The sequence below is a fragment of the Stenotrophomonas sp. 704A1 genome, from assembly GCF_030549525.1.
In the GTDB taxonomy this organism is placed as follows: domain Bacteria; phylum Pseudomonadota; class Gammaproteobacteria; order Xanthomonadales; family Xanthomonadaceae; genus Stenotrophomonas; species Stenotrophomonas tuberculopleuritidis.
Window position 1 is genome coordinate 1580259 of sequence record NZ_CP130831.1, and the last position, 13199, is coordinate 1593457.

12 protein-coding genes and 3 tRNA genes are annotated in these 13199 nt (G+C 66.7%); 11 read left to right on the forward strand and 4 right to left on the reverse strand.

The window, feature by feature from the left end:
- Window positions 1-13 precede the first annotated feature (13 nt).
- The 8 genes from ppnN to Q5Z10_RS07340 all read left to right on the forward strand — a co-directional run bounded on the left by ppnN (window position 14) and on the right by Q5Z10_RS07340 (window position 8676).
- On the forward strand, window positions 14-1402 hold the full coding sequence (gene ppnN / locus Q5Z10_RS07305) for a nucleotide 5'-monophosphate nucleosidase PpnN (RefSeq protein ID WP_303638582.1): 1389 nt from the start codon (window positions 14-16) through the stop codon (window positions 1400-1402).
- Between the two features lie 160 nt (window positions 1403-1562).
- On the forward strand, window positions 1563-2078 hold the full coding sequence (locus Q5Z10_RS07310) for a GspH/FimT family pseudopilin (protein ID WP_303638583.1): 516 nt from the start codon (window positions 1563-1565) through the stop codon (window positions 2076-2078).
- Entirely contained in the window at window positions 2075-2545 is a 471-nt protein-coding gene (gene pilV, locus Q5Z10_RS07315) for a type IV pilus modification protein PilV (RefSeq protein ID WP_303638584.1), read from the forward strand. Before Q5Z10_RS07310 ends, pilV begins: the two co-directional genes overlap by 4 nt.
- Window positions 2546-2547: 2 nt before the next feature.
- On the forward strand, window positions 2548-3708 hold the full coding sequence (locus Q5Z10_RS07320) for a PilW family protein (RefSeq protein WP_303638585.1): 1161 nt from the start codon (window positions 2548-2550) through the stop codon (window positions 3706-3708).
- Between the two features lies 1 nt (window position 3709).
- Window positions 3710-4228, forward strand: coding sequence for a pilus assembly PilX family protein (locus Q5Z10_RS07325; RefSeq protein ID WP_303638586.1), 519 nt, complete (start codon window positions 3710-3712; stop codon window positions 4226-4228).
- Between the two features lie 11 nt (window positions 4229-4239).
- On the forward strand, window positions 4240-8058 hold the full coding sequence (locus Q5Z10_RS07330) for a pilus assembly protein (protein WP_303638587.1): 3819 nt from the start codon (window positions 4240-4242) through the stop codon (window positions 8056-8058).
- A gap of 38 nt (window positions 8059-8096) precedes the next feature.
- Complete coding sequence (locus Q5Z10_RS07335; RefSeq protein WP_303638588.1) at window positions 8097-8519, forward strand: type IV pilin protein; 423 nt, start codon at window positions 8097-8099, stop codon at window positions 8517-8519.
- A gap of 80 nt (window positions 8520-8599) precedes the next feature.
- Window positions 8600-8676, forward strand: a tRNA-Asn gene (locus Q5Z10_RS07340).
- A 55-nt stretch (window positions 8677-8731) separates the two neighbouring features.
- On the opposite strand, the gene Q5Z10_RS07345 is transcribed toward Q5Z10_RS07340, so the two are convergent.
- Window positions 8732-9265, reverse strand: coding sequence for a GspH/FimT family protein (locus tag Q5Z10_RS07345; RefSeq protein WP_303638589.1), 534 nt, complete (start codon window positions 9263-9265; stop codon window positions 8732-8734).
- 128 nt (window positions 9266-9393) lie between these two features.
- Here Q5Z10_RS07345 and uvrB point away from each other — a divergent pair, with 128 nt between their 5' ends.
- From uvrB to Q5Z10_RS07360, 3 genes are all read left to right on the forward strand, one after another.
- Window positions 9394-11421 (forward strand): excinuclease ABC subunit UvrB, encoded by a 2028-nt coding sequence (gene uvrB / locus Q5Z10_RS07350; RefSeq protein ID WP_303638590.1) that lies wholly within the window; start codon window positions 9394-9396, stop codon window positions 11419-11421.
- A gap of 106 nt (window positions 11422-11527) precedes the next feature.
- Window positions 11528-11602, forward strand: a tRNA-Val gene (locus Q5Z10_RS07355).
- 96 nt (window positions 11603-11698) lie between these two features.
- A tRNA-Val gene (locus tag Q5Z10_RS07360) sits at window positions 11699-11773 on the forward strand.
- Between the two features lie 85 nt (window positions 11774-11858).
- Here the strand turns inward: Q5Z10_RS07360 and Q5Z10_RS07365 are convergent.
- The 3 genes from Q5Z10_RS07365 to Q5Z10_RS07375 all read right to left on the reverse strand — a co-directional run bounded on the left by Q5Z10_RS07365 (window position 11859) and on the right by Q5Z10_RS07375 (window position 13140).
- A complete protein-coding gene (locus tag Q5Z10_RS07365; RefSeq protein WP_303638591.1) occupies window positions 11859-12338 on the reverse strand; it encodes a hypothetical protein in 480 nt (159 codons plus the stop codon).
- 69 nt (window positions 12339-12407) lie between these two features.
- A complete protein-coding gene (locus Q5Z10_RS07370; protein WP_303638592.1) occupies window positions 12408-12686 on the reverse strand; it encodes a hypothetical protein in 279 nt (92 codons plus the stop codon).
- Window positions 12687-12948: 262 nt separating this feature from the next.
- Window positions 12949-13140 carry a hypothetical protein gene (locus tag Q5Z10_RS07375; protein WP_303638593.1) on the reverse strand — a complete coding sequence of 64 codons (192 nt, stop codon included), beginning with the start codon at window positions 13138-13140 and terminating at the stop codon, window positions 12949-12951.
- Window positions 13141-13199 lie beyond the last annotated feature (59 nt).

The following is a 13199-nucleotide window of genomic DNA, read 5'->3' on the forward strand; positions in this document are numbered from 1 at the left end:
CAGAAAAGTGGATATGACAACGAACGAAAAGGCAGCGCGGACGCTGCCGGTGCAGGACGCGCGGATCTACCCCCGCGGTGGCCTGGATGTGCTGTCGCGGGCCGAAGTGGCGCGCCTGCGCGACGCCTCCGGCGGTGGCATGCACGAGCTGCTGCGCCGCTGCGCGCTGGCGGTGCTGACCAGCGGCAGCGCGTCCGACGATCCGCGCGCGGCGCGCGATCTCTACCCCGATTTCGACATCCAGGTGGCGCAGCAGGATCGCGGCGTGCGCATCGACCTGGTCAATGCCCCGGCGATGGCCTTCGTCGACGGCGAGATCATCCGCGGCGTCGCCGAGCTGCTGTTCGCGGTGGTGCGTGACCTGGCCTACATGGCCATCGAGATGGGCCCGGCCTACGCGGCCGAGCTGGAGTCGTCCGAGGGCATCACCAACGCAGTGTTCGGCCTGCTGCGCAATGCGCGCATCCTCAACCCGGGCGACCCGAACCTGGTGGTGTGCTGGGGCGGCCACTCGATCTCGCGCGACGAGTACCTGTACACCAAGCAGGTCGGCTACGAGCTGGGCCTGCGCGGCCTGGACATCTGCACCGGCTGCGGCCCGGGCGCGATGAAGGGCCCGATGAAGGGGGCCACCATTGCCCACGCCAAGCAGCGCCGCAGCGTGACGCGCTACATCGGCCTGACCGAGCCGGGCATCATCGCCGCCGAGTCGCCGAACCCGATCGTCAACCACCTGGTGATCATGCCGGACATCGAGAAGCGCCTGGAGGCCTTCGTCCGCATCGGTCACGGCATCATCGTGTTCGCCGGTGGCGTCGGTACCGCCGAGGAGATCCTGTACCTGCTCGGCATCCTGCTGCGCGAGGAAAACAAGGACCTGCCGTTCCCGCTGATCCTGACCGGCCCGACCGTGGCCGCGCCGTACTTCGAGCAGATCGACCGCTTCATCCGCCTGACGCTGGGCGATGCGGCCGCCGAGCGCTACGAGATCGTCATCGGCGACCCGGTGGCGGTGGCCAAGAAGATGTCCGCCGGCATCAAGCGCGTGCGCGAGCACCGCCTGGCGCAGAAGGATTCGTTCTTCTTCAACTGGTCCATCGAGATTCCGTGGGAGTACCAGCAGCCGTTCGTGCCCACCCACGAGGCGATGGCCGCGCTGGACCTGCACCACGGACGTGCCCCGCATGCGCTGGCGGCGGATCTGCGGCGCGCCTTCTCCGGCATCGTCGCCGGCAACGTGAAGGAAGAGGGCATGCGCCGCATCGAGGAATCCGGTCCGTTCCAGATCCATGGCGACCCGGACATGATGCAGGCGCTGGATGCGCTGCTGCGCGCCTTCGTCGAGCAGCGCCGGATGAAGATCTCCGGCGAGTACCAGCCCTGCTACCAGGTGCTGGCCTGACGCCTGCCGGCGCGGCGGGGGCCGCGCCGGGCCGGCCGGGGCAGGGTGGGTCGTCAAGCCTTTGACGCCTGTCGCCCCAGTCTGACCGTTCATCCTGCCGCCGCTTGCCGGCGGCAGGCCGGTGCGCCATCGTGGCCACCAACACGCTGGGGAGCGTCCAATGTCACTGCGCCGGTCCAACGGCTTCACGCTGGTCGAGTTGATGGTCACGATTGCCGTGGTCGCGATCCTCTCGACGCTTGCCTATCCGAGCTTCCAGAGCACGATCCGTTCCAACCGGGTCACCACGATCAACAACGAGATCATCGGCCTGGTCAACCTCGCGCGCAGCGAGGCGGTCCGCAGCAATCGCGGTGGCGGCATCTGCGGCAGCAGCGATGGCAGCACCTGCGATGGCACCTGGTCCGGGGGCATGCTGGCCTTCGCCGATGCCGACCGTGATGGCCAGCTGTCCTCCGGCGAGACCGTACTGCGTTATGTCGGTGGCAATCCGAAACTCCAGATCAGCGGCCCGTCGGCCGAGATCGCCTTCGACGGCCGCGGCCGCCGCGTGGCCGTCGCCGACCAGCAGATCGAACTGCAGCCGGACACCTGCAGCAAGGGCGCGATGAACCGGCGCACGCTCACCGTCAACGCCTCCGGGCAGATCCGCAGCATCAAGGAAGCGTGCGAATGAAGCGTCCCCTCCGTGCACGCCAGGCTGGCGGCTTCACCCTGCTGGAAGTGCTGATCGCGATGATCGTGCTGGCGTTCGGCCTGCTGGGCTTCGCCCTGCTGCAGACCATGAACGTGCGGTTCGTGCAGAGCGCGAACTATCGCACCCAGGCCACCACCCTGGCCTACGACCTGACCGAGCAGATGCGCAGCAACCGCTACCAGGCCGGCTGGTACACCTCGGCCAGCTTCGCGCCCGGCAGCATGACCGCCGAGGCGGTGTGCAGCCGCGATACCGGTGCGGTCACCATCGCCCAGAAGATCAGCCGTTGGCAGTGCGGGGTGGTCAAGGCGCTGGGTGATGATGCCGGCGCGGAGGTCACCTATGTCGCAGGCGTGGTCAACGTCGCCATTACCTGGGGCGACCAGCGCTGGGATCCGGATGACCCGGACAAGGCCACCACCTTCGCCCTGGCTACGGAGCTGTGACCATGCCCATCGCACGTCGCGCCGGCATGGCCGGTCTGTCCCTGGTGGAGCTGATGGTGGCCATGGCCATCAGCCTGATCCTGCTGCTGGGCGTGGTGCAGGTGTTTTCCGCCTCGCAGGCTGCGTCGCGGCTGTCCGAAGGCGCCTCCCGCGTGCAGGAGAACGGCCGCTTCGCGCTGGATTTCCTGCAGCGCGACATCCGCATGGCCGGGCACATGGGCTGCGTCAACGACCAGGCCCACCTGATCAAGAACCAGGGCGATCCGGTCTCCCACCTGGGCGCCACCCTGGGTGACGGCTCGCCGTTGGATTTCGGCGTTTCCATCCAGGGCTATGAGGCGCCGGGAACCGCGCCCACCGATACGTTGACCCTGGGCGGCGACTGGGCCGTGCCCGAGGGCCTGCCGGCCTCGATCTCCGGACTGGTTCCGGCGCCGGCCGGTGGCAGCGACGTGCTGGTGCTGCGCTACCTCGCCCCGGAGGGCGTGCCGGTGACGGCGATCGATGCCTCCAGCGGCAACTCGGTGCTGGACATGGACAGCGACAGCGTTGCACGCCTGACCAGCGGTGGCGTGGGCGATCCGACCCTGTTCGGCCTGGCCGACTGCGGGCATGCCGATGTGTTCGCCGGCGGCCTGAGTGGCGCACGGGTCACCGCCACCGGCGTGGACCTGTCGCGCTACACCGCGCAGCCGACCGGTCAGACCATGCTGTACCGGGCCGAGTCGATGGTCTATTACATCGGGCTCAACCCCGATACCAACGAGCCGGGGCTGCGTCGTGCACGGGCCGACGATTCAGGCGACTACTCCATCAACGAGGAACTGGTGGAAGGGGTCGAGAGCCTGCAGCTGATGTATGGGCTGGATACCACCGACGATATCGGGCTGGTCACACCGCCGGCCGGCAACCTCACCGAGCAGGGCACCGCCAGCCAGGTCAGTACCGATGCCAGCGCCAGCGGCGCGGCGCAATGGCTGCGCGTCGGCCAGGTGCAGGTGGGCCTGCTGATGCGCAGTCCCAATCCGTCTTCTTCGGTCAAGGCCAGCAATGGCCCTGCGGCGCTGGGCGTGACGTTCCAGCCGGGGGACAGCAACGACGGGCGCTATCGCACCAGTTACGAAGTCACCATCGCACTGCGCAACCGACTGTTCGGGAACTGACATGAACGCCTTCCCACGCTCCTTCCGTCCTGCCCCAGCGCCTCGTCAGCAGCGTGGTGCGGTGCTGTATGTCGCCCTGATCATGCTGATCCTGCTGGCGCTGCTCGGCATCGCCGGCATGCAGGTCGCTGGCATGCAGGAGAAAATGGCGTCCAACTACCGCGCCGCCAACCGTGCCTTCCAGAACAGTGAAGGCGTCGTGCGCGCCGCCGAGCGCTCGGTCGAGGCGATCGCCAACCGCACGTCAGTGGGCGAAGACAGCCTGGTCCAGTCCGACACCATCTCGCGTGCCTGCGACGATGGCTACGATCCGGCCGACTGGGCCGAAGGGCGCGAGGACGAGGCCTCGCCGGCGGTCAACGTGCGCCAGATCGACAGCTGCGTGGTCGGCGAATCGTCGCTGGCCATGGGCGCCCCCCTCGACGAAACCTCTCCCATCTACCAGATCACCGGGTTCGCCACCGACGACGTGGACGCCAAGTCGTCCGCCGTGGTGATCGACACCGTATTCAAACTTTGAGGACGCAGGCCATGGCTTCGCGCAGAACACGTTGGATGGCCGCCGGCAGTGTCGGCCTGCTCGCCGCCGGTGGCTGGCTGGCCTACAGCCTGCTGGCCGCGCCCGGGCATGGCACGCTGGCCCAGGCCCCGCTGAACATCCAGACCCAGACCCCGCCGGCGTTCCTGATGGCGCTGGACGACTCCGGCTCGATGCTGTGGGAGGTGCTCAACAACACCCGCGACGGCGTCTATCGCTGGAACACCTCCACCAGCAGCGGCCGCATCGTCGGTTTCTACAACAGCGGCGGCAAGCCGTATGGCTTCGATGAAGGAACCGGCCTCAATTACTACTACCTGACGCCCTCGTACGGGCGCAGTGACGTGCCGGCATTGCCGCCGCTGGACGCCTATGGCTTCGCGCGCTCACCGGACGTCAATACCGCCTATTTCGATCCGCGCGACACATATCCGGACTGGAAGACCGGCATCGCCGATCGTCCCAGCTACATGGCAATCAACCCGAGGGCAGCCAGGCTGGATCCGCGTCCCGAGGGCACCGACAACACCCGCACCACCGCGACCCAGAACCTGACCGTGCAGTCGACGCGTCGTGACAACGACGGATGGCGGTTCGCCTTCCGCAGCAGCATGATCATTCCGATCGAGACGCTGATCGAAAGCGGTCGTTGCGGTGCCACCGACAGCAATACCTCCGGCAAGCTTGCTGACAACAGGACCGACACGCCGACCGGTTTCCGTCGTGTGACCCGCGCGATCACCGTGCCGTCGTCCAGCTACAACTATCCCAATGGCCGAAATCAGACGCCAGACCGCTGCCTGGCGGGCGTCGGCTACTATCCGGCCACCTTCTATCTGGCCGACCCGACCACGCTGCCAGCCGACTACGGCTACAGGGACAGTGCCCGGGTCAAGATCGACAACCCCACCCACGGTCGTCCCGGCACGCTGTACAAGTACGAGATCCGCGAAGGCAACTTCGCTTCGACCGCGCAGTACAACGCGGCGATGCAGAATTTCGCCAACTGGTTCAGCTTCTACCGGACCCGCCGCGAATCGCTGATCGGTGCTGCCACCAACGCGCTGCACGACACCACCAACCTGCGCGTGGGCTGGTTCCGCATCAACAACCGTCGCAACGTCACCATGTTCGACATGACCGACGAGGCGCAGAAGAGCGCGCTGTTGACGGACATCATGCGGGACATGCGGGCCAGTGGCAGCACGCCCAACCGATCGGCTGCGCAGTACCTCGGCCAGGAATTCCAGCGCACCGGTGCCGATGCGCCGGTGCTGCTGTCGTGCCAGAAGAATGCCGGCATGCTGTTCACCGACGGCTACATCAACGAGTCGGGCAACAGGACGCTGATGCGCGAGCTGGTGGCGCCGTTCTACGACTCCTCGCTGGTGCCGACGCTGGAGACCAACGCGGTGCCGGTGCCGTCCGAGTGCGATGGTGCCAACCCGGACCCGTCGCTGGACTGCAAGAAGAACCTGCACATGAATTTCTACGGCGTGACCCTGGGCACGCTGGGTGAGGAGTTCGGCGTCAAGTACCTGCCCGAGGCCGATCGCCCCTGGGTGGTCAAGCCCAACCCGTACACGACTCCGCCGACGTTCCCGACCAGCACCAAGGACCTGCAGCCGGCCGCGGTCGATGAACTGTGGGATGCGGTGCTGTACACCAAGGGCGAGATGGTCAACGCGACCCGTCCTGCCGAGATCACCGCGGCCATGCGCCGCATCATCAGCAACGTGGCCCAGGGCAACACGCCCTCCGGTTCGCGCTCGCTGACCGGCGCGCGCATCGGTACCGGTTCGCTGTCGGTGGAGCCGTTCTACGAGGCCACCAACAACGGCACCGACTGGTACAGCCTGCTGCGGGCCTACGCGCTCAGTGTCGACCCGACCACCCGCAAGGTCGTCTCCACCGAGGCATGGGAGGCATCGAACAAGCTGCCGGCGCCGGCGGCACGCAACATCCACTTCTGGAACAACGGCGCACTGTCCGAGTTCACCGGCAACAACGTCAGCCTGGCCGCGCTGTGCAGCCTGTCATCGTCGAAGTATCCGGCGATCAAGATCTGCTCGGAGAGCGAAATCACCAATCTGGCGGAAACGCCAGCGGGCGCGGTGGCGTATCTGCGCGGCAATGCCAGCGCGGAAAAGCGCAACCAGGGCAAGCTGCGCGACCGCACCACCGCGCTGGGCGACATCATCAATTCCAGCCCGGTGCTGAGCTCGCCGATCGATGACTACGGCTACCGCCGCCTGCCGGGCGCTGTGGGCACCAGCTACGCTGATTACCTGGCGACCAAGCGTAACGACCGCCGTTACATGGTGTACGCCGGCGCCAATGACGGCATGCTGCATGCCTTCGATGGTGGCATGGGGGCCGCCGGCAGCATGGACAGCGAGGGTGGCAAGGAAGTCTTCGCCTATATCCCGTCGACCTCGCTCGGCCACATGGGCGACCTGCTGCTGCCGTATGATCCCAACAACGAGAACACCCAGCGCTTCCAGCACCGTTACTTCGTCGATGGACCGACCGTGGTCGGTGACACCTATGGCAGTGACGGCTGGACCACCACGCTGGTGGGGACGTCCGGGGCCGGCGGCCGCAGTGTGTTCGCCCTCGATGTCTCCGATCCCACCAACTTCGGCGCCAGCGGCACCCTGTTGTGGGAGATCAGCGACCTGAACGAAGGCCTGGATGAGACGGTTCGCGACAACATCGGCTTCGTGCTGGGCAAGCCGGTGATCGTGCCGACCCGGGCGGCGGATGGTTCGATCAGCTTCAAGGCGATCTTCGGCAACGGCTTCGAGAGCCGCAACGGCCGCGCCGTGCTGTTCGTGGTCGACCTGGTGGCGGGTACCTCGCCGACCATCCGCATGATCGAAGCGACCGAATCGGGCACCAATCTGCCGGCCGGCAACAACGGCCTGGGCAACATCGTGGTGGTGGACCGCTGGGGTGGCGACGACCAGGACCAGCGCGTCCGCGACGGCTTCGCCGACACCGTGTACGGCGCCGACAAGAAGGGCGCGGTCTGGAAGTTCGACCTGCGCAGCGATACCGCGCCGGCGCGTCCGCTGTTCACCACCAGCACCCACCAGGATGCTGCCGATGGCCTGACCTACCGGCAGCCGATCACCGGCGGCCTGACCGCCACCGCAGGCGCGTCGGGCGGCGTGATGCTGATCTTCGGTACCGGCAGCTTCGCCTACTATGGCGACGAGCAGAGCACCGTGACCCAGGCCCTGTACGGCGTCAACGACACCGGAAGCGATCAACCGGCCACCACGCTGACCGCAGCCGATCTGCAGCCGTACACGGTGGAGACCGGGGCCGGCGGGCGCACGCTGGCCGCCGGTACCCGGCCGAACAACAGCCGTGGCTGGACGGTGACGTTGCCGGCCGGCGAGCGCGCGGTGGGCAATCCGCTGGTGACGTCGGGCATCGTCTTCATGCCGACCTACGTGCCCAGTGAAACCGAAGGCTGTTCGGTGGATGGTTCCAACTGGCTGTTCGGCCTGCAGGCCAACAGCGGCATATCGGCGCTGTCGCAGGTGCGCTTCGGTTCGCCTGACGGAGAGCCGGCCGGCGCCGGCACCGCGTCGGTGGCACTGGACACGGGTGGCAATGCGCCGGTACGCGACGTGACTGCGGCGGTCGTGCCCCGGCTGGCGCCGCCTGAAAACAGCGATCCGAGCACGGGGCCGCCGGACCCGCCGGCGCATGCCTGCATGATGCAGGTCAGCGTGGCAGGTGCGGATCCGATGTACCTGCCGTATCCCTGCGGCCGCCAGTCGTGGAGGCAGATCCAGTGAGTGCTGTCCGACGTCCTTCCTCCTCCGGAGCTGCCCCCATGCCGTCCGCCGTCCTTCGCCCGCGCCTGATGCAGGGCTTCACCCTGGTGGAGCTGATGATCGTGGTGGCGGTGGTTGCGATCCTGGCGACCATCGCCTACCCGAACTATGCCGATCACGTGCGCAAGTCGCGCCGTGCCCAGGCCAAGGCGGACCTGGTCGAATACGCACAGCTGGCCGAGCGGTTCCACACGGTGAACAACACCTACGAGGGCTTCACCTTCCCGGGCGGGGGAGACACGATCAATTCGCCGCGCGAAGGCGGGACCGTCGGTTACACGCTGGGCATGGAGACCACGCAGTCCACGTTCACGCTGACCGCGACCGCCGCCAATGCCCAGGTCAAGGACAAGTGCGGCGACCTGTCGATCAACCAGGCCAACGTGAAGACGGCCGGTGGCGAACTGTCGGAGTGCTGGTAAGACCGGCGTTGCGGTGATGGGGGGCAGGGCGCCGGAGAGTGTTGCACTCCTCATTCGAGGTCAGTACAATGCGCCTCCCCGCCCGAATAGCTCAGCCGGTTAGAGCACTTGACTGTTAATCAGGGGGTCGTTGGTTCGAGTCCAACTTCGGGCGCCAGATACTGCAGAAGCCGCGAGAAATCGCGGCTTCTGCTTTTTGCGTTGCGTGCGGTTCAACACGGTGTCTGCGTGTGGATGCGCTGGCTGCGCGCCCGGCCACTGTTGCTCACCACCAGTTTCGCGTGCAGCCATGGCCCCGCACAGATGCGCAGGGTCAGATTGGCGCCGGGGCTGCGACCGTCCGGCTGGTAATACAGCTGCGGCCGGCCCTGGCTGGATTCGGCGCGCACGGCGATGTCGGTTCGTCCGCGGTGGTGCAGCAGGATGCTCTGCGGCCCAGACGGCGGGCCGCGGCGCTTTCCGCTGCGGTAGAGGATCCAGCCGCGGCTCCAGTCCCGTGCGCAGTGCATGCCGTCGTCGCTGGCACACAGGCCGATCAGCTCGCGCCGATGCAGCGCCTGGCTGCGGGCGGTGGCCAGGGTGGCGTGCAGGGTCAGCCGCAGTGCATCGGCCCGATGCTGCAGCAGCAGGGGCTGAAGCGCGGGCAGTGCCAGCGCCGACAGGATGGCCAGGATGGCCAGGATCAGCAGCATCTCCAGCACATTCAGGCCGCGTTGCAGTCGGATGGGGCGGGGTGGGACGGTCATGGCCCAGCCTCCCGCGGCAGCGTCGCCATGGCCATCGGTACAACGCCCGCTGATCGACCGGCGCCTCCATCAACAGGCCGTCACCAAAGCGGCCGCTATACTCAACCTCCCCGGGACCTGGCAACACCATGAGCGACAGTTTTCAACTCGTCTCGCCGTATTCGCCGGCGGGCGACCAGCCCAGCGCCATTGCCAAGCTGACCAGCAACTTCGAGGCCGGCATCGCCAAGCAGACCCTGCTGGGCGTGACCGGCTCGGGCAAGACCTACACCATCGCCAACGTGATCCAGAACGTGCAGAAGCCGACGCTGATCATGGCGCCGAACAAGACGCTGGCCGCGCAGCTGTATGGTGAGTTCAAGGCGTTCTTCCCGCACAACGCGGTGGAGTACTTCGTCAGCTACTACGATTACTACCAGCCCGAAGCGTACGTGCCGTCGTCGGACACCTTCATCGAGAAGGACAGTTCGATCAACGAGCACATCGAGCAGATGCGGCTGGCGGCAACCAAGACCCTGCTGTCGCGCCCGGATGCGATCGTGGTGGCGACCGTGTCGGCCATCTACGGCCTGGGTGCACCGGAGGACTACCTGTCGCTGCGCCTGATCCTGTCCAAGGGCGAGCGCATCGACCAGCGTGACCTGATCAACCACCTGACCCAGCTGCAGTACACCCGCAACGAGTACGAACTGCAGCGCGGCACGTTCCGCGTGCGCGGCGAGGTGATCGACGTGTTTCCCGCCGAATCGGACAGCGAAGCCCTGCGCATCGAGCTGTTCGATGGGGAGGTGGAAAAGATCACCCTGTTCGATCCGCTCACCGGCGAGACGATGCGCAACCTGATGCGCTTCACGGTCTATCCCAAGACCCACTATGCGACCACCCGCGAGCGGGTGCTGGCCGCGGTGGAGACGATCAAGGTCGAGCTGAAGGAACGGTTGGAGCAGCTGTACGCGCAGAACAAGCTGGTCGAAGCACAGCGGCTGGCCCAGCGCACCCAGTTCGACATCGAGATGATGGCCGAGGTCGGCTTCTGCAACGGCATCGAGAACTACTCGCGCCACCTTACCGGCAAGAACGCCGGCGAGCCGCCACCGACCCTGTTCGACTACCTGCCGCCGGACGCGCTGCTGGTGATCGACGAATCGCACGTGACCATTCCGCAGATCGGCGCCATGTTCAAGGGCGACCGGTCGCGCAAGGAAACCCTGGTCGAATTCGGTTTCCGCCTGCCGTCGGCGCTGGACAACCGGCCGCTGCGTTTCGAAGAGTGGGAGGCACGCTGCCCGCGCAGCATCTATGTGTCGGCGACGCCGGGCCCATACGAGTACCGCGAGGCGGGCGAAGAAATCACCGAGCTGGTGGTGCGCCCGACCGGCCTGATCGATCCGGTGGTGGAGATCCGCCCGGTCGGTACCCAGGTCGATGACCTGATGAGCGAGGCCAATGAACGGATCAAGGCCGGTGACCGCGTGCTGGTCACCACGCTGACCAAGCGCATGGCCGAGAACCTCACCGAGTACCTCACCGAGCACGGCATCCGCGTGCGCTACCTGCACTCGGATGTGGATACGGTCGAGCGCGTGGAGATCATCCGTGACCTGCGCCTGGGCAAGTTCGATGTGCTGGTCGGCATCAACCTGCTGCGCGAAGGCCTGGACATGCCCGAGGTATCGCTGGTGGCGATCCTGGACGCAGACAAGGAAGGCTTCCTGCGATCGACCGGTTCGCTGATCCAGACCATTGGCCGTGCCGCCCGCAACGTCCGCGGCAAGGCGATCCTCTATGCCGACAAGATCACCCGTTCGATGCAGGCGGCGATCGACGAGACCGACCGCCGTCGGTCCAAGCAGGTCGAGTACAACCAGGAGCACGGCATCGTGCCGCGCTCGGTGGCGCGTCCGATCGTCGATGTGCTGGAGGGTGCGCGCTCCGATGCCGCCGAGAAGGAAGCACGCAAGGGCAAGGGCAAAGGCAAAGGCCGGGGCGTGGCGGAAGACGCCGCCGACTACCGCGCGCTCAGTCCGGCGCAGCTGGCGGCCCGGCTCAAGGCGCTGGAGCAGCAGATGTACCAGCACGCCAAGGACCTGGAATTCGAGGATGCCGCCCGTGTCCGCGACCAGATCCGGCAGCTGAAGGAAGCCAGCCTGGGCTGAACGGGACAGCGCGGCTTTTCTTCACAAAAGTATTGCGCTTCCCGGTCAGCGTCCGTAATATACGCGGCCTGCACCGACGCAATCGCGGACCGGCAGACGCACAATCGGGCGGTTAGCTCAGCGGTAGAGCACTACCTTGACATGGTAGGGGTCACAGGTTCGAACCCTGTACCGCCCACCACGAAGTCCCTTCAGCGGGGCGTTCGTGAACAGAAAGCCCGGCCCTGGCGCCGGGTTTTTACGTAGAAGCACCAGCCTTCGGGCTGCATGGAATTCCGGGCGGTTAGCTCAGCGGTAGAGCACTACCTTGACATGGTAGGGGTCACAGGTTCGAACCCTGTACCGCCCACCACCGGTCTCCCGGCATTGCCGGTGCAGCGGTGGAAACAGAATGGCCGGCCCGGTGGGGTCGGCTTTTTTGTTTGCGGTCCCGGCGCTCAGAAGCGGATCATGCTGCACATCCGCACCGGCCGCTCGCTGCGGACCAGGCCCTTGTCCGTCCGGCACTGCCGCACCCGGTCCTCCGCCTGGCTGCGGCAGTCAGGGCACAGCGCGGCCAACATGCTGTCCTTTCCCTTCGCGGCCGTGCAGACCCGCTGCACGTGGGCGGCACGTGCCTCGCTGGCGCGTTCTGGCGACACCGTGCGGCCCGTTGCAGTGACGAAGCGGTAATCGGCGAACGGCTGCGGCAGCGCGCATTCCTGCCGGGTCCGCGACACGAACGCTGCATCGAGCTGCCGGCGCAGCTGCGCGCCCTGGCGGTCACAGGCGTCAACCAGGGAGCGCGATGCGGCGACTGACATCTGCGGGTGCACAAGAACCGGGCGGGTCCGGATCTCGCTGCCGAACGGACAGCAGGCCGCCAGCAGCGCAATGGCAGGCAGCAGCAGTGCGGCGGTGATGATCCGGATCTTCATGGCGCTTCCTTTCGGCAGTGCCCCATGCTGTCAGCAACCGCGCAGCTGCGGATGAATCGCGGCTGCTGCTCAGTGCGCGCCCGACGCGCTGAAACTGATGCGCCGCCGCAGCTGCCAACGGCCCTCCACCCGGTGTGATATCCCCAGGGCTTGGGTGGGGGCGCCCTTGCGTGGATCCACACCACACTCCCATTGCAGCACGCTGTCCTGGCGCAGGCGCAGCTGCAGGCAGGGGCGATTGCTGCTGGCAGTGGCCAGTCCTGCCTGCACCGTCGGGCCCGCATCCACGCCACCGCTGCCGATGCTGGACAGGACGGCATGCAACAGCAGCAGGGCAAGCATCGGCATGGCGCGGTGCTCCGGAGAGGGGAGCCCAGCGTTGCACTGCGGCCGGTGCAACGAAACCGGCATGCGACGAAATGCGGAAAAGCGCGTGCCAAGGCCGCCCAGCCAGGATGAATCGGGGCGGGCAGCGGGCCGGTCCGTGTCCTGTCCGACAAAAAAGGCCGGACCGCCTGCGCGAGACGGTCCGGCCCGGCTGCGTCCGCAGTGACCCTGTTGGCCGGGAAGCCGGGGCTCAGGTCACTGCGCAGGCAGTGTCTTCAGTGGCTCAGAGTGGATCGCAGCAGATGCGGGTGCCGCTGCTGCCGTGGCCGCCGAACATGCACCCGGGCGTATCCACGCAGCCGGGCGCAAAACCGGTCTTGGCCGGCGCGGCAAAGGCCTGGGCGACGCCGAAGGACATGGCGGCAACGACAACGATGCCGGCGATGGACGAGAACAGCTTCTTCTTTCCGATCATGTGTATCTCCTTGGAGTGGCGATGGAACATGAGGTCACCGCATGCGGGGCGGTGTTGAA